This is a genomic window from Actinotalea solisilvae (assembly GCF_016464425.1).
GTDB classification, from domain to species: Bacteria; Actinomycetota; Actinomycetes; order Actinomycetales; family Cellulomonadaceae; genus Actinotalea; species Actinotalea solisilvae.
The window spans coordinates 151286-170257 of record NZ_JADDKQ010000001.1 but is presented as its reverse complement, the minus strand read 5'-3'; the positions used below and the strand labels follow the sequence as shown (position 1 = coordinate 170257).

14 protein-coding genes are annotated in these 18972 nt (G+C 72.7%); 9 read left to right on the top strand and 5 right to left on the bottom strand.

Annotated elements, in window-relative coordinates:
- Positions 1-108: 108 nt before the first annotated feature.
- From JIG38_RS00720 to JIG38_RS00710, 3 genes are all read left to right on the top strand, one after another.
- Positions 109-546 (top strand): hypothetical protein, encoded by a 438-nt coding sequence (locus tag JIG38_RS00720; protein ID WP_199421582.1) that lies wholly within the window; start codon positions 109-111, stop codon positions 544-546.
- 206 nt (positions 547-752) lie between these two features.
- Positions 753-1703, top strand: a complete 951-nt coding sequence (locus JIG38_RS00715; protein WP_199421581.1) for a PASTA domain-containing protein — start codon at positions 753-755, stop codon at positions 1701-1703.
- Positions 1704-1726: 23 nt separating this feature from the next.
- Positions 1727-4159 carry a VWA domain-containing protein gene (locus tag JIG38_RS00710; protein ID WP_199421580.1) on the top strand — a complete coding sequence of 811 codons (2433 nt, stop codon included), beginning with the start codon at positions 1727-1729 and terminating at the stop codon, positions 4157-4159.
- Between the two features lie 400 nt (positions 4160-4559).
- On the opposite strand, the gene JIG38_RS00705 is transcribed toward JIG38_RS00710, so the two are convergent.
- Together JIG38_RS00705 and JIG38_RS00700 are read right to left on the bottom strand one after the other, a co-directional pair.
- Entirely contained in the window at positions 4560-4889 is a 330-nt protein-coding gene (locus JIG38_RS00705) for a tyrosine-type recombinase/integrase (protein WP_372419614.1), read from the bottom strand.
- Positions 4890-4899: 10 nt separating this feature from the next.
- Positions 4900-5742 (bottom strand): site-specific integrase, encoded by an 843-nt coding sequence (locus JIG38_RS00700; RefSeq protein WP_199421578.1) that lies wholly within the window; start codon positions 5740-5742, stop codon positions 4900-4902.
- Between the two features lie 326 nt (positions 5743-6068).
- On the opposite strand from JIG38_RS00700, the gene JIG38_RS00695 reads away from it, so the two are divergent.
- Positions 6069-7253 (top strand): hypothetical protein, encoded by a 1185-nt coding sequence (locus tag JIG38_RS00695; RefSeq protein WP_199421577.1) that lies wholly within the window; start codon positions 6069-6071, stop codon positions 7251-7253.
- Between the two features lie 111 nt (positions 7254-7364).
- Here the strand turns inward: JIG38_RS00695 and JIG38_RS00690 are convergent, their stop codons facing one another.
- On the bottom strand, positions 7365-8504 hold the full coding sequence (locus JIG38_RS00690; protein WP_307844404.1) for a LacI family DNA-binding transcriptional regulator: 1140 nt from the start codon (positions 8502-8504) through the stop codon (positions 7365-7367).
- 285 nt (positions 8505-8789) lie between these two features.
- Here JIG38_RS00690 and JIG38_RS00685 point away from each other — a divergent pair, with 285 nt between their 5' ends.
- The 5 genes from JIG38_RS00685 to JIG38_RS20845 all read left to right on the top strand — a co-directional run bounded on the left by JIG38_RS00685 (position 8790) and on the right by JIG38_RS20845 (position 17173).
- Positions 8790-10109, top strand: coding sequence for an ABC transporter substrate-binding protein (locus tag JIG38_RS00685; protein ID WP_199421576.1), 1320 nt, complete (start codon positions 8790-8792; stop codon positions 10107-10109).
- Between the two features lie 92 nt (positions 10110-10201).
- A complete protein-coding gene (locus JIG38_RS00680) occupies positions 10202-11188 on the top strand; it encodes a carbohydrate ABC transporter permease (RefSeq protein WP_307844402.1) in 987 nt (328 codons plus the stop codon).
- A complete protein-coding gene (locus tag JIG38_RS00675) occupies positions 11181-11990 on the top strand; it encodes a carbohydrate ABC transporter permease (RefSeq protein WP_307844401.1) in 810 nt (269 codons plus the stop codon). The genes JIG38_RS00680 and JIG38_RS00675 overlap by 8 nt, the downstream gene beginning before the upstream one ends.
- The gene (lacZ, locus tag JIG38_RS00670) at positions 11987-15010 is read left to right on the top strand and encodes a beta-galactosidase, LacZ type (RefSeq protein WP_199421575.1); all 3024 of its coding nucleotides are present in this window, start codon (positions 11987-11989) and stop codon (positions 15008-15010) included. Before JIG38_RS00675 ends, lacZ begins: the two co-directional genes overlap by 4 nt.
- On the top strand, positions 15011-17173 hold the full coding sequence (locus JIG38_RS20845) for a beta-galactosidase (RefSeq protein WP_307844399.1): 2163 nt from the start codon (positions 15011-15013) through the stop codon (positions 17171-17173).
- A 21-nt stretch (positions 17174-17194) separates the two neighbouring features.
- Here JIG38_RS20845 and JIG38_RS00660 read toward each other — a convergent pair whose 3' ends face one another.
- Positions 17195-18082 carry a glycosyltransferase family 2 protein gene (locus JIG38_RS00660; RefSeq protein WP_199421574.1) on the bottom strand — a complete coding sequence of 296 codons (888 nt, stop codon included), beginning with the start codon at positions 18080-18082 and terminating at the stop codon, positions 17195-17197.
- A 4-nt stretch (positions 18083-18086) separates the two neighbouring features.
- Positions 18087-18971 carry a hypothetical protein gene (locus JIG38_RS00655; protein WP_199421573.1) on the bottom strand — a complete coding sequence of 295 codons (885 nt, stop codon included), beginning with the start codon at positions 18969-18971 and terminating at the stop codon, positions 18087-18089.
- Position 18972: the final 1 nt, after the last annotated feature.

The window sequence follows — 18972 nt, the reverse complement described above, 5'->3', positions numbered from 1 at the left end:
GACGACACCCGGAACCGCTGGCACGTGGCGCCTTGACACGTCACGTGAGCCGGTGATGTTGTCCGTCGGGACAGCCGCCGCCCGGTCGCGAGAGCTGGGAGGAACGCGATGGTCGATCCCGGTGCCGACGGCCGCGGTCGCCGGGCCGGCGTGTCGTGCGGGCTGCCGCTCGAGGACCGCTCCCCGCGCGACGGTGACTTGTTCAGCCTCGAGCTGCTCTACTCCCTGCAGACCGCGCGGTTCCGACGGGAGCACCTTCACCGGCTCGGGGTCATCGCTGCGGGTGAGCGCCGCCGGATGCGCTACATCGCCCTCGAGCTCGAGGCGCGCCGCCTCGGCGTCGCCTTCCTCGCGCCCCCGGCGGGTGGCTGGGCGCTGTGGCGGTACTGCATCGCACGGACGATGTCGGACGACGAGCTGCTCGAGGAGCGCCGCACGGCCTACGACCGGCTGCTGCGCGCGCTCGGGCAGATGTCCCTCGCCTTCCGGCCGTTCGACATGCTCCTGACCTGCCAGGCAGGCGTCGCGCCGTCAGTGTTCTGGTGAGGCGCTATCCGGTGAGGCGCTCGTCGGTCAAGGTGTCGTCCCCCAGTTGCAGCGGGCCGCCGGTCGCTCCGCCCCTCGGGTGATTCTCGCGCCCATCACACCCATGGCGCCTGCCGTCCTGCCACACTCCGCGCAGCGGGACGAAGGGTGCACACGTGAAGACTGAGGGGCCCGCGAGGCGCGGTGGTGTGCTTGACCGGCCGTGGGTGCGGCCAGCCGCCTGGGCGGCCGCTGTCGTGGGCCTGCTCCTCGTGGGCGTGGCCGCGGGGCAGCTGTTGTTCCCGCGGACCGTCGTCGAGGCTGCGCCGCAGCCGACGGCGGACGTCGAGGCTTTACCCCAGGTGGCGTCCGTCATGCCTGACCTTCTGGGCCTCGACGAGGCGACGGCGCGGCGGGCGCTGTCCGATGCCGGGGTGACCGCGGAGGTGACGCTCACCAGGACGCCCGCAGCGGGCGCGGAGGGCCTCGTGGTGGCGCAGGAGCCGATGCCCGGGCTAGAGCCCAGGGCGTCGGTGACCCTCACCCTGTCGACCATGGTGACGGTGCCAACCGAGGTCGTGGGCGCGAGCAGCGTCGACGACGCGCGCGAGCTGCTCGAGTCACTGGGCGCCGTCGTGCGCGTCACCGAGGTCGTCGACCCCGGCGCCGTCGAGGGCGTCGTGCTCTCCGCGGACCCCGCGCCCGGTCAGCCGCTCGGTGCCGCCATCGACCTGGTCGTGGCTGCCGCGGGGGAGGGGGTCCTGCTCACCCAGCTCGACGAGGTCGACTCCGACCGGTGCTCGACCATCTCGGACGGGACGCTCGACGGCGTGGCCGTGCAGGACTCCGTGAGTTGCGAGGGTCCGTCCACCGAGCCTCGGACGGCCGGGATCGAGTGGGTCGTTGCGCGCAGCGCCAGCGTCCTGGAGACCATGCTCGGCGTCCTGGACCGGGGCGAGCCGGGGACGGCCGTCGTGCGCGTCATCGGGGACGAAGCGTTGCTGGCCGAGACGCCCGTCGCGTACGGCGCGAGCACGCCCCTGCGGCTCGACGTGCGCGGCGTGCTCCGGCTCCGCGTCGAGGTCCAGGTGACCGGCGGGGACCCGACGGTCGTGTTGGGCGACGGCCGGGTGGTCGGCACCGCGGACCAGGTCGCGGCTCTCCTGGCGGCCCAGTGAACCCCGCGCGCACCCGAGCCGGGGTGACCGCGGCGGTCGCGCTGCTCCTCGGCGCGCTGCTCGCGCCGGGTGCGGCGGCCGTCGAGGACCCGGAGATCACGCCCGACCCGTTCGGCTACTTCACGCCCGTGCTGGTCTTGCTTGATACGTCGGGCTCGATGGAGGACCTCGTCGGCGGGTCCGACGCGCGTCGGATCGACGCCGCGCGCGGCGCTGTCCTGGACCTGATCACGGCCCTGGGCACGGGGCAGCAGTTTGGGCTCATGCGCTACCCCGACACCGCTGCAGGCACCGGCGCCCACGACTGCGAACATGCCACGTCGACCGTCAAGCTGGGCCCCTTGGACGTCTCGGCCGCGGCAGCCGCCGTCCGCACCTTGGAGCCGGACGGCGGTACCCCCACGGGCCCAGCCATCGCGCAGGCGGCTGAGCTCCTGCGCACCACCTACGGGGGCCGCGCCGGCGGCGTCGTCGTCGTGGTGTCGGACGGCGAGGCGAACTGCGGCACGCCACCGTGCGACGTCGCTCGCCAGGTGCGCGACTCGGGCCTCGAGGTGCAGTTCAACACGATCGGCCTCAACCTGAGCGACGACGAGGCCGAGGAGCTGCGGTGCGTCGCCGAGGTCGGCGAGGGCACGTACGTCGACGTCGCGGACGGCGGCGACCCGACGCAGGCCATCGCCCGGGCCGCTCGAGCGGCGCTCGCGCTCGACGTGCAGCTGCCACAGTCCTTCGACGTCGTCGCGGGCACGGGGGACGGCGGCACGCACGTCTCGGTCGAAGTGTCGTCCACCGGTCGCACACGGGCGGCCAACGTGAGGGTCTCGCTCGCGGTCACGCGCTCGAACGTTGGCGACGTCACGGTGGCGCACCCCGTGCGCTTCCTCGGCAACATCGCGCCCGGCGACTCGCGCACCGTCTCCTTCACCGTGCGACCCGACGACGAGGGTGGGGACGGGCCGGTCGCCGTGTCCGTGTCCGCGCTCGCCGGCAACGCTGCCCCGGCCGTCTGGACCGGCTCGTCAGAGCTCACCGACACACTTGACGCCAGCCGGCTCGGCGGCGTGCTCGCGGACATCGAGCGGGTGGTCGTGCTGGGGGACTCCTACTCGTCCGGCGAGGGCGCAGGAAGCTACCGCCCCGGCTCGGACGGGGGTGACGGGTCGAGCTGCCACCGGTCCGACCACACCTACGCCGCGGCGCTGTGGGGCCGGGAGAGCACTGAGATTATCGCGTGCTCCGGAGCCGTGACCGGCAACCTCACCGGTCCCCAGCCGCCCCCGTCCTTCTTGGGCGTGCGCACCGGTGGGGCGACGATGCCACCGCAGCTGCTCGAGCTGCGCGACCTGGCGTTGTCCGACACACCGCCGGGGGCCGTCCTGGTGTCGATCGGCGGCAACGATGCAGGCTTCGGCGGGTTCGCTCGCGCATGCGTAGTCCAGATCCGCTGCGACGCGGACCTTGTCCGTGCCCGCCCGAACGCCGCCGGGCAGATGATCACCCCGCTGACGGACATGCTGAACCGGGCGATGGGCGTGCAGGACGACGTCACCGTCGCGCTCGGGGCGGTAGACGCAGCGGTCAACGACACGGTGGCGATGGACCACCGCGACGGCCGCGCAATCCCGGTCGTCGTGATGCCCTATCCCCGGATCATCCCGCCGACGCGTGAGGACGTGCAGGCACCGGCAGGGTGCTCGAGTGGCATTGGGCCGGAGGAGGTGCGCGTGCTCAACCAGTTCATCGACGCGCTGAACACCTCAGTGACGCTCGCCGCACTGTCGTGGCACGGGCAGGGCCGCCCGGTGTACGTGGCCACCGACGTCGCCGACGCGTTCCTGCCGGACCACACCATCTGCGACGGCACGTCGAGCTACGCGAACAAGGTAGACCTCCGCGACCCGCTGAACCCCGAGCAGCTCCATCCGAACACCGACGGCTATCGCGCCATGGCCCGGGCCCTCGTCGCGTGGTCGAACGGGACCGGGGCGCGTCCGGTGACGCTGCAGAATGACCCGACGTGGAACCCACACGTCGTGCGGCGCGCGGTGACGACCATCGAGAGCACGCTGCAGACGCCGCTCGTGACGCGCGAGATCGGCACGCAGGCACTCGGGCCGGTGTACGTCCCTGCGGAGGGCTTCGCACCGGGATCCGGTGTCGTCATCCGGCTCGACTCCCGGCCTCGGACGTTGACGGTCGCGACTGCAGACGAGCATGGTCGGGTCGCTGCGTGGACCCGGGTGCCCGCCGATACGACGGTGGGGATGCACCACATCGTCGTGCTGGGTCAGGACGCTGACGGGTACCCGATCTCGACGTCCACTCCTGTGGGCGTCCTCCCGCAAGGGGGATCGGGTCTGTTCGGCCTCCTCACGCTCGGCCTGACCCTCCTGGCGGCGGGGGCGCTGCTGCTGCTGCGGACCCGGCGGCCGACAAGGCGTCCTCGATCTTGAGATGTGGTCGCCGACCACCTGGCCGTCGGCTCGACGACCACGACTGTCGCGAGGCTGTGCGGGGCGACGAAGTGCCCTCGGTACTCAGGTCGTGCGCGTGGTGCCCGGGTTAACCACCGGCTGACCTTGGCCTGCTGGCGGAACGCCCAGGTCGCCTCGAGGTCGTCCGGTGTCGTGTGCCGTAGCGTCAGGCGGTCGGTGCGTGAGCCGCCAGGTGATGGCGTCCAGCGGCAAGATCACGGCCGGTCGCTCACGCGTCGCTTACGGTGGCCGCTAGGCGGTCGCGGTGGGGGCGCTAGGCGGCCGCTCGGCCCAGTGGCCGAGCTGATGACCGCCCGGCGCTCGGCAGCCCGACATCCGGGAGACCTCCAAGCCGATCGTGACCGGCCACGAGCGCTGATCAGTGCTGGGACGGGTTCGCCTGCCTCGGCAGCAGTTGATTCATGGCTGCCATGTGCCCGGAGCGAACGGGTGCGATGGGGTGTCGATAGACCTCGGCCGTCACTGCGACTGATCGGTGGCCGAGGGTATCGGAGATGTCTTCGATGGGGACGCCGGCGGCCGAGAGCAGGCTGGCGGCGGCGTGGCGGAGCATGTGCGGGTGCAGGTGCTCGAGCCCGGCCGAGCGTGCGAGCCGGGCGTAGGAGCGTCGCACGTTGGACGGGTCGAGCGGCGTGCCGACCTCGGTGGTGAAGACCAAGTCGAGGGTGTTCTCCCAGTGGGCGCCCACTGACTCGCGGTCAGCCTTCTGCTGGACGCGTTGCGCCTTCAGCGCCGCGACGACCGGCGGGGGGATCTCCAGGGTGCGTCGGCTGGTGCGCGTCTTCGGTGCCACGAGGATCAGTGCTCCGATGGGTGTGCGTCGCAAGCTCGCAGCGATGGTGATCGTGGGGTGCTTGCCCTTGCTTCACCTGTCCCCACGTCAGGCCGGCGGCTTCACCGGGGCGCAGGCCGAGCAACAGCGAGATCGTGATGAGGTTGCCCAGCCGGTCGTCGGCCGCGACGTTCAGCAGGCGACGAGCCTGCTTGACCGTGAGCCCGTACCGCTCGGCGGTCGGGCCGGCGGGTGCGCGGACTTTCGCGGCGACGTTGCGTTCCACGATGTCGCGGCGGATCGCATAGTCCAGCACCCGCTCAGTCAGGGCCCGTGCCAGGCGCATGTACCGAGCTGACCGGCCGAGCTCCTGCAGTTCCAGCAGCATCTTCTCGATGTCGCTCGCCCGGAGCTGCGCGACCGGGATCCGCCCGATGGCTGCCGAGATCCGGCCGCGCAGGATGGTCGTGTAGTTGGCGAGGGCGCCTTCGGAGACGTGACCTTCGACGTCGCGGGCGAGCCACAGGTTCGCAACCTCGTCGAACGTCACGTTGCGGGAGCGCACGTCGATGCCCTGGCGACTGGCCTCCAGGAGAGCGCCGAGCTTGTCCCTCACCTCCTGGCGGGTCTGCCCGACGACCTTGGGACGGCGTCGTCGGCCGTCCGGGGATACGCCGAGGTCGGCCTGTCCGACCCATCGGCGACGGGCGGCCTCGTAGTAGATCGCGCCGTCGCCGCGCTCGCGCCTTATCCGCGCCACTGTGCTCACCGCCGTCCTCTGGGGTGCCTAGCGGGGAGCCTAAGCAGGCCCTTCCGTCGTGGGCAAAGATGGACGCTGATGGACGGAAACGGACGCTGACCTGGGCAGACACCACTGAAAGGCGCCCGCGCATGCGGGCGAGCACTCGCTGGGGGTCAAGGGGTCGCAGGTTCAAATCCTGTCATCCCGACGGTAGAAGAGCAGGTCAGAGGCCCGTACCGCTCCGCGGTGCGGGCCTCTGAGCATCCGGTGGGCCCTCGGGCGGCGGCGCTCCCGGTCCGTCCCCGTCGCTCACCCACCTCAAGACCCGCGACCTGGCTGCCGATGCCCGCCGGGTGACCCTCGCGGATCGAGCACTGCGTCGCCTGGACGGGGTAGCCCGCCTCCGCTGGCTCATCCTCACCGGGTGCCTCGTGGTCCTGGGCGTGCCGGCCGCCCTCTGGCCGGGCAGCGGCGACTGGGGGTTCTTCCGGACGGGCGCCTCGGGACTCCTCGGCGAGCCGGTGCCGGGCACCTCGGGCGGGATCCACCTGTACGCCTCGATGCCTAACGTCCAGATCGGCCCGCCGGCACTCCTCGCCGCAGCGCCGTTCCGACTCCTGCCGCAGCCGTGGGACGTGGGCGCGGCCCGCCTGGTGATGCTCCTCGCGGCCCTGCTCGTCCTCGCACTGGTCGACCGCGCCGGTCGGGCGATGCTGGTGCCGGACGTCGTACGACGCCGCGGGATCCTGCTCGGCGGCCTCGGCCTGGCCCCGTCGTGGGTCGTGCTCGCGGTCGACTTCGCCCACCTCGACGACGTCCTCGTCCTCGTCCTCGCAGCATCGGCGGTGCTGCTCCTCGCGACGCGGCGCCCGATGTGGGCAGCCGTGGCCCTCGGCGTCGCCGCGGCGACCAAGCCCTGGGCGGTCGTGCTGCTGCCGCTGCTCCTGGTGCCGGGGCTGCGCGCAGGGGCTCGCCCGTTGGTCTTCGCCGGGGGTGTCGCGTCGGCGTGGTGGGCGCCGTTCCTGGCCGATCCGCAGACCCTCCCGCAGCTGTGGAGCTTCCGGCTCGACGTCGGCGCCGGCAGCGGACTGACCTTGCTCGGCCTCGACGTCGGCGAGGCGACGCCCGGCTGGGTCCGCCCCGCCCAGGTCCTCGGCGGCACCGCGCTGGGCGCCTGGGCCGCACTGCGCGGCCGCTGGACGGGCGTGATCCTCGTCGGGCTCGCGTGCCGGGTGGCGCTCGACCCCAACCCGCTCTTCTACTACGGGGCGGGCCTGGTGCTGGGCGCCCTGGTCTGGGACGTCGCCCGCAGCGCCCGGGGGATCCCGTGGACCACGGGCTGCGCCGCGGCCGCCCTCTCCGTCGCGCCCCTCCTCGGTCCGCCGCTCGGGGTCGCGGCGCTGCGCACCCTGACCTGCCTGGGGCTGGTGCTCGTCGTGGTCCTCAGCCTCGCGAGGCGGCCGCCAGCCGCCACCGACCGGAGCGCTGGCCCGGCCGTCTCGCCCGCGAGCCGGGGACTGCAGGCGCGCCCGTCCTGACCACTTCTCCTCGAGGGACGAGGGTCGTGCGGACGGGCCGCCGCCGTCGACCGGGCCTGGACGGGCAGACGGCGCGTCGTCCGGGTCACGAGCCCTGCGTGACTGCTGGTCTCAGCGGCGCGGCGGTGCCGTGCTCGCGCGCACGATGAGCTCCGTCGGCACGACCGTCAGCGCCGCCGGCGGCACCGTCCGCGTCCGCAGCTGGTCCAGCACGAGCGTGACCAGCGCGCGCCCGATCCCGTGGAAGTCCTGGCGCACGGTCGTCAGGGCGGGGGAGGCCCAGCCCGAGAGCGCGATGTCGTCGAAGCCGACGACGGAGACGTCGTCGGGCACGCGTCGGCCGTGCTCGCGCAGCGCCTCGAGGAGGCCGAACGCCGTCTCGTCGTTGGCGCAGAAGACCGCGGTGACGCCCGGGTCCGCCGCGAGCCGTCGTCCCATCTCGTAGCCCGACCGCGCGCTCCAGTCCCCGTAGAGCGGCTCGGGCGGGCGCACGCCGGCCTCGAGGAGGCATCGGCGCCACGTCGCCGTGCGCACGAGCGCGTGCTCGGAGTCCGCGGGCCCGGCGATGTGGTGCACGGTGCGGTGCCCGAGGTCGAGCAGGTGCCGGACGGCGTCCTCGCTCCCCTTGACCTGGTCCGCGCTCACGGTCGGGTAGTGCCCGGCGAACTTGGAGAACGACACCGCCACCGGCATGCCCGCGGGCAGCGAGAGGGTGTCGGGCGTCGCGCGCTCGGCCCGCAGGATGACGAGCCCGTCGATGGCCTGGTGCGAGAGGCGGTGCGCGGCCGTCTCCCAGCTCTCGGGGCCGGGGTTGCGGACGTGGATGAGCGTGACCGAGTAGTCCTCCGGCTCGGCCGCCTCCACGAGGGCCTCGACGGTGAGGGCCTCCCCCGTGCGCTGGAAGCTGTGGGAGATCACCCCGATGGTGCCGAACGTCCCGTTGCGCAGGGCACGGGCCGCACGGTTGGGGGAGTAGCCGAGCTGGTCCATGGCCTCGACGACCTTGGCGCGCGTCGACGGCCGGACCGACGGTGCGCCGGTCGAGACCCGCGAGACGGTCTGCGGGGACACGCCTGCGAGCCGGGCCACGTCCTCGATCGACGGACCCGCTCGACGACGGCCGATGCCGGACGCGGTGGGCATGCCGTGATGGTAGTGGGCGGCGCGCTTGGTGACGTCACCATTTGGCTGCGACTCGCTGAACCGGACGTTCTGCTGCTCGTGCAGCGTTATCAAAGCGTTGCTCTTCACCCTGCTGCGCGCTGCTATGGTGACGTCACCAAACGCCGGAGAGGGCTGAGGGACGCCGATGTCGCTCATGGTCGACGTCGACCTCCGCACCCCCGAGGGCGCACTGCTGGGCACTGCTGCACCACCTGCACCACGACCTGCGCACCACCTGAAGAACAGCACCGTCGATCCCCTCCCGTGCACCGCCGCGACGCCGCGTCGGACCCCGTGCGGGAGCCGGTCGACCGGCCGGACGGCCGGCGGCCCGGACCGTGGGACGACCCACGAGCAGGAAGGGACCACCCGATGAAGAAGGCACGCACGATCGGCGCGCTGAGCGCCGTCCTGCCGCTGAGCCTCGCCCTCGCCGCCTGCGGCGGCGGGTCCGGCGGCGGCGGTGCTGAGGAGCCCGCCGGCGGTTCCGGCGACGGCGGCGACAACACGCTGACCGTCTGGGCCTGGGACCCGGCGTTCAACATCTTCGCCCTCGAGGAGGCCGAGAAGGTCTACCAGGCCGAGAACCCGGACTTCAGCCTCGAGATCGTCGAGACGCCCTGGGACGACCTGCAGACGAAGCTGACGACGCTCGCCCAGTCGGGCGAGACGGACCAGCTCCCCGACATCTTCCTGATGCAGAACAACGCGTTCCAGAAGAACGTCATCAACTACCCGGACCTGTTCAGCGACTACTCGGACGCCGACGTCGACTTCAGCGAGTTCCCCGAGTCGGTCGTCGCCTACTCCACGGTCGACGACGTCCACTACGGCCTGCCGTTCGACAACGGCACCGCGATCACGGCCGTGCGCACGGACATCCTCGAGCAGGCCGGCTACACGGTCGACGACTTCACGGACATCACGTGGAGCGAGTACCTCACCATCGGCAAGGACGTGCTCGCCAAGACCGGCAAGCCGCTCCTCACCGGTCAGGCGGGCTCGTCGGACCTGATCATGATGATGCTCCAGAGCGCCGGCGCGAGCCTCTTCGACGACGAGGGCAACCCGACGATCACCGACAACGACGCGCTGCTGTCGGCGATCGACATGTACGGCCAGCTCGTGGAGGCCGGCGTGCTCGCCGAGGTCAACTCGTGGGACGAGTACATCAACACGATCGTCAACGGGAACACGGCGACCGTCGTCAACGGCGTGTGGATCGTCGGGTCGATCCAGTCCGCCGAGGACCAGTCCGGGAAGTGGGCGGTCACGAACGTGCCCATGCTCGACGACGTCGACGGCGCGACCAACTACACGGCGAACGGCGGCTCCTCCTGGGCGATCAGCTCCAACGCCGACGTCGAGCTCGCCGCCGACTTCCTGGCGTCGACCTTCGCGGGCTCGACCGAGTTCTACGACACCATCCTCCCCGCGTCCGGCGCCCTCGCGAACTGGCTGCCGGCCGGCGAGTCCGACGTCTACTCGGAGCCGCAGGAGTTCTTCGGCGGCCAGCCGATCTTCGCCGAGGTCGTCGAGTACGCCGCCGAGGTGCCGAGCAACAACACCGGCGCCTACTACTACGAGGGTCGCGACGCGGTGAGCGTCGCCATCACCAACATCCTCAACGGCGCCGACCCGGCCGCCGCGCTCGAGGAGGCGCAGCAGACCGTCGAGTTCGGGATGGGCTGACCGACCGGGCGGGGGGGGGGGGGCCCCCCCCCCCCCCCCCCCCCCCCCCCCGCCCCGCCCACCCGTCGCCGCGAAGAAGAGGTGAGACGCCCGTGTCCGCACCGACCGCACCGATCGAGGGACAGGAACGGACCGCGCCGCCGCGCGGCGCCGGCCGGTCCCGTCCCCGCCCGTCACGTCCGCCCGGCTCGACCGGCATCTCGGCGCTCGAGCGCCGGCGCAGCCTGACCGGCTGGGGCTTCCTGCTCCCGGCGGCGGCCATCATCGTGCTCGTCAACTTCTGGCCGATGCTCCAGGCGTTCATCCTCTCGATGCAGACCGGCCGGGGGCGGCAGCTGTCCTTCGCGGACCCGCTGTGGTCGAACTACCAGCGCCTGCTCGAGGACGACATCTTCAAGCAGACCCTCCTCACCACGCTGCTCTACCTCGTGGTGCAGGTCCCGATCATGCTGGTCCTGGCGCTCATCCTGGCGAACCTGCTCAACTCGCCCACCCTGCGCTTCAAGGGGTTCTGGCGGACGGCGATCTTCCTGCCGTGCGCGGTCGGCCTCGTGTCGTACGCCCTCGTCTTCCGCGCGATGTTCGCGACGGACGGCCTCGTCAACGACGTGCTGATGAACGTCGGGCTCCTCGACCTGCCGATCAACTGGCTCGGCGAGACGGACACGGCCCGCCTGGTCATCATCCTCGGCCTGCTCTGGCGCTGGACCGGCTACAACATGGTCTTCTACCTCGCGGCGCTGCAGAACATCGACCGGTCGACCCTCGAGGCCGCCCGCATCGACGGCGCCGGGCCCGTCAAGACGTTCTTCTACGTCACGGCGCCCCAGCTCAAGCCGATCATCCTGCTCACGGCGATCATGTCGACGAACGGGACGCTGCAGCTGTTCGACGAGTCCTTCAACCTCACCGCCGGCGGCCCGGGCAACACGACCATGTCGGTCTCGCACTACCTGTACATGGTCTCGTTCCGGAACAACCCGAACTTCGGGTACGCGGCGGCGATCTCCTACGTGATCCTCATCATCGTGGCCGTGCTGGCCGCCATCCAGATGAAGGTGGGCGACAAGCGTGACTAAGACCCTCCGTCGCCTCCCGGGCTACGCGTTCCTGTCCCTCGCGGCGCTCGCGTCGATCTTCCCGCTCTACTACATGACCGTCTCGGCGACGAACACGAGCCAGGACGTGCTGTCGTCGAGGCTCCTGCCGGGGACCAACCTCCTGGTCAACTTCGAGAACCTCGCGGCGTCGCAGCCGCTCGGCTCCGCGCTCTACTACTCGGCCCTGTACGCGGTCGCGACGACGCTCCTCGCGCTCGTCCTCACGTCGATCGCCGGCTACGCGTTCGAGATCTACCACACGCGCGCCAAGGACCTGGTCATGAGCATCCTGCTCCTGGCGATCATGATCCCGTTCGCCGCGACCATGATCCCGCTCTTCCGCCTCTTCGCGGAGTGGGGCCTCGTCAACTCGACGATCGCCGTGATCCTGCCGTCCATCGCGACGCCGTTCCTCATCCTGCTGTTCCGGCAGGCGTCGCGGAACTTCCCGCACGAGATCATCGAGGCCGCGCGCCTCGACGGCCTGAGCGAGCTCGCGATCTTCGGACGGATCTACCTGCCGACGATGCGCCCCACCCTGGCCGCGGCCGCGGTCATCACGTTCATGGCGGCGTGGAACAACTTCCTGTGGCCCAAGGTGATCCTCGTCGACAACGACTACCAGACCATGCCGATGCTGCTGTCGAACCTCCGTGCGGGCTACGTCACGGACTACGGCGTGCTCATGCTCGCGGTGCTCATCGCGTCGCTGCCGGCCATGGCCATCTTCCTCGTACTCCAGCGCAGCTTCGCCGAGGGCATCACGGGAGCCATCAAGTGACGTTCGACATCAGCCGTACCGCCGACCCCGAGCTCGTCCGCGAGAACCGCCTGGACGCGCACTCCGACCACCGCTGGTTCGCCTCGGCCGAGGAGGCCGCGACCGGGACGAGCTCGTTCGAGCAGTCGCTCAACGGCCTCTGGAAGCTCCACCACGCCAAGAACCCGGCCCTCGTGGTCCCGGGCTTCGAGCGCGCGGACCTGGACGACTCGGCCTGGGACGACGTCCCGGTGCCCGCCCACCTGCAGCTGCTCGGCTACGAACGTCCGCAGTACACCAACGTGCAGTACCCGTGGGACGGGTTCGAGCAGGTCGAGCCGGGCGAGGCGCCGCAGCGGTACAACCCCGTGGCGACGTACCGGCGGACGTTCGCGCTCGAGCACCCGCTCGCGCCGGGGGAGCGGCTGAGCGTGTCGTTCCACGGCGCGGAGAGCGCCGTGGCCGTGTGGCTCAACGGCGCGTACGTGGGCTACGGGACCGACTCCTTCACGCCGTCCGAGTTCGACCTCACCGACGCCCTCGTCGACGGCGAGAACGTGCTCGTCGCGCAGGTGGTCCGGTGGACGGCCGGCTCGTGGATCGAGGACCAGGACTTCTTCCGGTTCTCCGGGCTCTTCCGCGACGTCGTCCTCTACCGCCGCCCCGCGGTGCACGTCGAGGACGTGCGCGTGGTCACCGACGTGTCGGACGACCTCTCCGAGGCGACCGTGCGCGTGCGCGTGGCCCTCACGGGCGAGGGGTCCGTCAGCGCCCGGCTCGAGGGCGTCGGCCCGCTGACCGGCGACGACGAGCTGACGGTCCGCGTCGAGGACCCGCGCCTGTGGAGCGCGGAGGACCCGCACCTGTACGACCTGGTGCTCGACGTGCGCGACGCCGCAGGCCGGCTGACCGAGCACGTGCCCCTGCGGGTCGGCGTGCGCCGGTTCGGCATCGAGGACGGCGTGCTCAAGGTCAACGGCCGCCGCGTCGTGTTCACGGGCGTCAACCGCCACGACTTCGGCCTGCAGGGGCGCGTCATGACGCGCGAGCAGACCGAGGAGGACGTGCGCCTCATGAAGCGGCTCAACATCAACGCCGTGCGCACGAGCCACTACCCGAACAACGCCTACTTCTACGACCTGTGCGACGAGTACGGCCTCTACGTCATCGACGAGATGAACCTCGAGTCGCACGCCATGTGGGACCGGGTCGCACGGGGCGGTGCCTCTGTCGACGAGGCGCTGCCCGGGGACCGCCCGGAGTGGGTGCCGACGCTCCTGGACCGCGCCGCGAGCATGCTCGAGCGGGACAAGAACCACCCGAGCGTCGTCCTGTGGTCGTGCGGCAACGAGTCCTTCGGCGGCAAGGGGATCCTCCAGGTCGCGGAGTGGTTCCGCAGCGTCGACAGCAGGCCGGTGCACTACGAGGGCGTGCACTGGGACCCGCGCCACCCGCAGACGACCGACGTCGTCTCGCGGATGTACGCGCCCGTCCCCGAGATCGAGGCGTTCCTCGCCGAGCACCGGGACAAGCCGTACCTCCTGTGCGAGTACGCGCATGCGATGGGCAACTCGTTCGGCGCCGTCGACAAGTACCTCGACCTCGCCTACCGCGAGCCGCTCTTCCAGGGCGGGTTCATCTGGGACTTCGCCGACCAGGCGCTCCGGCTCACCGACCCGCACGGCCGCGAGTACTTCGGCTACGGCGGCGACTTCGGGGACGCGCCGCACGACTCGGACTTCAGCGGCAACGGCATCGTCTTCGCCGACCGGACGCCCAAGCCGTTCACGCAGGAGGTGCACTACCTCTACCAGGGCTACCGGGTCGTGGTGGACGGCACCCGCCTGACCCTCGAGAACCGCCACCTGGCGACGCCGTCGTCGGCGCACGAGTGCGTCGTCACCGTCGCACGCGAGGGCCGCGTGCTCGCCGAGGCGGTCCTCGAGACGGACGTCGAGCCGGGCGCGACGGGGGAGTACGACCTCCCCGTCGCGGTGCCGGCCGCGGCGGGCGAGTACACGGTCGACGTGTCGTTCCGGCTGCGCCGCGCGACGCGATGGGCGCCCGCGGGGCACGAGGTCGCGCACGAGCAGGCGGTCGTCGTCGTGCCGGCGGCCGCCCGTGGCGTCGCCCCGGCGCGACGGACGGCACCGCCCGAGCTGGTGCACGGCATCCACAACGTCGGCGTGCGCGGACGGCACTTCACCGCCCTGTTCTCCCGCCTGCACGGAGGGCTCCTGTCCTACCGGTACGGCCTCACGCCCGACGGCGGCCGCGAGCTGCTGCGCTCGGTGCCGCAGCCCTGCTTCTGGCACGCGCCGACGTCGAACGAGTACGGCTGGGGTGCACCCGCGCAGGACGCCCCGTGGCTCGTCGCCAGCCGGTACGCCACGCCCGAGCGCGGCGCCGACCAGCCGGAGGTCGAGCAGACGGACGACGGCGTGCTCGTGCGGTACCGGTACGCCCTGCCGACGTCGCCCGCGAGCGCGTGCGAGCTGTCGTACCTCGTCGACGGCGACGGGCGCGTCGACGTGACGCTCACGGTCCGCCCGGGCGCCGGCCTGCCGGACATGCCCGAGCTCGGCCTGCTGCTCACGACCGACCCGGCCCTCCACCGGCTCCGCTGGTACGGCGAGGGACCGCAGGAGAGCTACGTCGACCGCCGCGGCGGCGCGCGGCTCGGCGTCTGGGAGGCCGACGTGCGCACCGCGCTCACGCCGTACCTGCGACCGCAGGAGGCAGGCAGCCGGACGGGCGTGCGCTGGGCGACCGTCACGGACGAGCGGGGTGCGGGCCTGCGGGTGGAGTCGGCCTCCGCGCAGGGCATGGAGCTCTCCGCCCTGCCGTGGACGCCGTTCGAGATCGAGAACGCGGCCCACCACACCGAGCTGCCCCCGATCTACCAGACGGTGCTGCGGCCCGCGCTCATGCGGCGCGGCGTCGCGGGCGACGACTCGTGGGGGGCGCAGACCCACCCCGAGTTCCGGCTGCCCACCGACACCGAGCTGACGTTCCGGTTCGCCTTCCGGGGGCTGCTCTAGGTGCGCCGGGACCGCGTGTGGTTCGGCGCCGCGTACTACCACGAGTACCACCGGCCGGGGGAGCGGCCCAGCCCTGAGGGCCTCGCCCGCGACCTCGACCTCATGCGGGACGCGGGGTTCACCCTCGTCCGCGTCGGGGAGTCCGTGTGGAGCACGTGGGAGCCGGAGGACGGGCGGTTCGAGCTCGACTGGCTCGAGCCCGTCCTCGACGGCGCGGCCGAGCGCGGGATCGACGTGGTGCTCGGGACGCCGACCTACGCGGTGCCGCCCTGGCTCGCGCGCCGGCACCCCGAGATCGCGGTGCAGGACGAGACCGGGCGGCGCGTCGGGTGGGGCGCACGCCAGGAGATGGACGTCACGCACCCGGCGTTCCGGTTCCACGCGGAGCGGGTCACGCGCAGGGTGGTGGGCCGGTACGGCCGGCACCCGGCCGTCGTCGGCGTCCAGGTCGACAACGAGCCGGGTCTCCGCCTGCTGCACAACCGGCCGGTCGTGGAGCGGTTCGTCGACCACCTGCGGGCGACCTACGGCACGGTGGACGCCCTCAACGAGGCGTGGGGCCTGACGTACTGGTCCCACCGGCTGAGCACGTGGGCGGACCTCTGGGAGCCGCACGGCAACCTCCAGCCCGAGTACGACCTCGCGTGGCGCCGGTTCCAGGCCCAGGTGGTCACCGACTACATCGGCTGGCAGGCCGACGTCGTGCGCGACGTCCTGGGCCCCGAGCAGCCGGCGCCGTTCGTCACGACCTGCATCTCCTACGACCAGGTCGGCGTGGCCGACGTCGGGCTCGCGGGCGTGCTCGACGTCGCGGCGGCCAACGTCTACTACACGATGCAGGACGGGCTGGCGCACCCCAGCGACCGGCCGATGTCGCCCGGCTGGGTGGTCGACGGCGCGTGGGGCGTCTACCAGCTGGCGGACCTGGCGTACTCCTCGCGCCAGGAGCCGTTCCTCGTCACGGAGACGAACGCGGCCGCGATCGGGCACGCGAGCATGAGCCTGCCCGCGTACGACGGGCAGTGGCGTCAGGTCGCGTGGGCGCTCGTCTCGCGCGGCGCCCAGGCCGTCGAGTACTGGCACTGGCACACGCTCCACTACGGCACCGAGACCTGGTGGGGCGGCGTCCTGCCGCACGACGGCGAGCCGGGCCGCGTCTACGCCGAGCTCGCCCGGATCGGCGGCGAGCTCACGGCCGCGGGCGAGGCGGTGGTCGACCTCATGCCCGACGCCGACGTCGCTCTGCTGTACTCCTCGGAGGCCAAGTGGTCGCTGGCCTTCGGGCCGCAGGCGACTCTCACCGGGCCCGACGGGCGGCCCGACCCGGACTCCTACCGGCGCATGCTCCTGCCGTTCTACCGCGGCGCGTTCGACGCCGGCCTGCAGGTCGGCACCGTGCGGCCCGAGCAGCTGTTCGGCGCGCCGGCCCCGGACGGCACGCGCAGCGGCGGCGAGGACCCGGCGGCGTTCGCCGCGCGACGTCCCGTGCTCGTGGTGCCCGCGTACTACCCCGCGCACGACGCCGACCTCGCGTGGCTCCTCGCGTACGCGCACGCCGGCGGTCACCTCGTGGTCGGTCCGCGGACGGCGCACGGCGACCACGAGGGCCGCGCGCGCACGGCGCGCCAGCCCGCGGGCCTCGCGGAGGCCGCCGGCGTCTGGTACCAGGAGTGCGAGACCCTCGCCGCGGACGTGCGCGTCGTCGCTCCGCCCGGCTCGCCGCTCGCGCTGGGCGAGGGTGCTGCGGCCACCTCGTGGGCGGACTACCTCGTGCCGGCGGGCGCCGACGTGCTCGCCGCGTTCGACGACCCGCACCGCGGCCGCTGGGCGGCCGTCACCAGCGCGGCCGCGGGCGCCGGCCGGGTCACGACCGTCGGCGTCGTGCCGAACGGGACCCTCGCGCGCGCACTCCTCACGTGGCTCGTCCCCGAGCCGTGCGCGGGGTGGACGGACCTGCCCGCGGCCGTGCGCGTGACGTCCGCGAGGGGTCGCGACGGCCGCCGGCTGTGGTTCGTCCACCACTGGGGGTGGGGGACGGCGACGGTCACGGCACCCGTCGCCCTCACCGACGTGATGGATCCGTCGACCGGCGTGGACGCGGGCACGGCGTTCGAGCTCGGTGCGTGGGACGTGCGCGTCCTGGCCGAGCGCACCGCCGGCTGACCAGCCGCGTCGGCGGGCGGGTCACAGGTCCGCGGCGGGGGCGTCCGGCCGGCCGGACGGACGCGACGCGGCGCGGCGCGTCTCGAGCCGCACGACCGCGGCCATGCCGCCGTCGCCGAAGGTGGCCTCCTCGAGGGGCGCGTCGTCCGTCGCGCGGAGCGCCTCCCACTCCAGGAGCCGCCGCGTCGACGTCGCCTCGTGGGCGAGCAGCACCTCGCGCAGGTGCCGCTCGAACAGCGGCCGGTGCTTGTCGACGATGAGCCCGTAGAGCTCGAGGCGCTGCTCCATGCTGCGCACGTTCGCCGACGTCGGGCCCGTGCGGTACTCGACCAGCGCCTCGGGAACCACGGCGACCCGGCCGCCGTCGGCGAGGAGGGAGAGGGCCAGGTCCCAGTCCTCGAAGCCCGAGCGCATCGCCTCGTCGTACCCGCCCGCCCGGCGCCACGCGTCGCGGCGCAGGAGCACGGTGGCCGGGCAGGCGTTGCGGTGGAGGAAGTCCACGGCCCGCCCGCCCGTCGGACGTGCGAGCGCCGACGCGACGCCGTGCATGCGCAGCCACGAGGAGGCGGCGACGACCTCCGGGTCGTCGCGCAGCACGGCCGCGGTCCGCTCGACGAACGCGGGCGCGAGCCGGTCGTCGCCGTCGAGCACCACGGCGAGCTCGGTCGACAGCGCCGCGAGGCCCGTGTTGCGCGCGGCGCACACGCCGCCGTTGTCGCGGCGCAGGACCCGCACGTCGCCGTCGCCGGCCAGGCGCGCGAGCGCCGTCAGGGACGCCGCGTCGCGCGAGCCGTCGTCGACGACCACGACCTCCGCGACCGGGTGCGTCTGCGCGCGCACCGACGCGACGGCCTCGAGGACCCACGACCCCTGGTCGAAGGCCGTGATCACGACGCCGACGTCCCGCACGGCGTCATCGTAGGCGGCCCGTGTCCTGCGCCAGGTTGGCGACGATCTCCTCGTACCGCCGCGTGCCCAGCGCCGTGGGCCTGCCCCTGCGGCAGAACTCCAGGTCGGCGAGCCGCCGGTGCACGCGCTGCACCACCACCTGCCCGTCGACCAGCGACCGCTGCAGCACCGCGAACGCGTCGAGGAACCGCGGGTCGCGGCGCGCCTGCGGGTACCACGACAGGGCGTGCACCCAGGGGAACAGGGTGTAGGTCGCGAACGGGTACTCGACCTGGTGGAACAGGGTCCCGATGCCGTAGTGGCACGGCCCGAGCGGCACGCGCGTCGTCCAGTGACCGAGCAGCAGCTCGACCGCGCCCGCCGGGGCCGCGTCCGCCCTGCCCGCGAGCCGGAGCGCGTCGAGCGCCGCGAGGGTGGGTCCGGGGTTGGACGCCTCGGTCTCCGGGCCCCGCCCGTAGCTGAACTTGCGGCACCGCCACGCGCCGTCCGTGTGGAGGCTCGCCAGCAGGTGCTCGAGGGTCCGCGCGAAGCGCTCGTCGTCCCCGTGCCCGAGCAGGGCCAGCGTCCGGGCGGCGTGGATCGTGTGGCAGGGGTGGATCGTGCCCGACGGCGACGTCCGGAACCGGCCGTCCTCGCGCCAGGTCCGCCAGATCGCGTCGGCGGCGCCGCGCAGCGCCTCGTGCGCGGGGTCGACGCCGAGCTCGACCAGCAGGCGTGGCCCCTCGAGCGTCGAGAACGGGCCGCCCTTCGTGACGCCGCCCTCCGGGGTCGCCCAGTGGTCGGCGCCGTTGTCGTGCCGCGTCGCCAGGATCGCCGCGACGTCCGAGGCGTGCTCCGTGCTCCGACGGCCCGCGTCGGGCGCGTCCGGCACGGCCGCCGGGTCGTCCACG

Excerpts from the sequence above, each read along its gene's own strand:
- JIG38_RS00720 (WP_199421582.1), top strand. The coding sequence starts at position 109 with ATGGTCGATCCCGGTGCCGACGGCCGCGGTCGCCGGGCCGGCGTGTCG.
- JIG38_RS00685 (WP_199421576.1), top strand. The coding sequence starts at position 8,790 with ATGAAGAAGGCACGCACGATCGGCGCGCTGAGCGCCGTCCTGCCGCTG.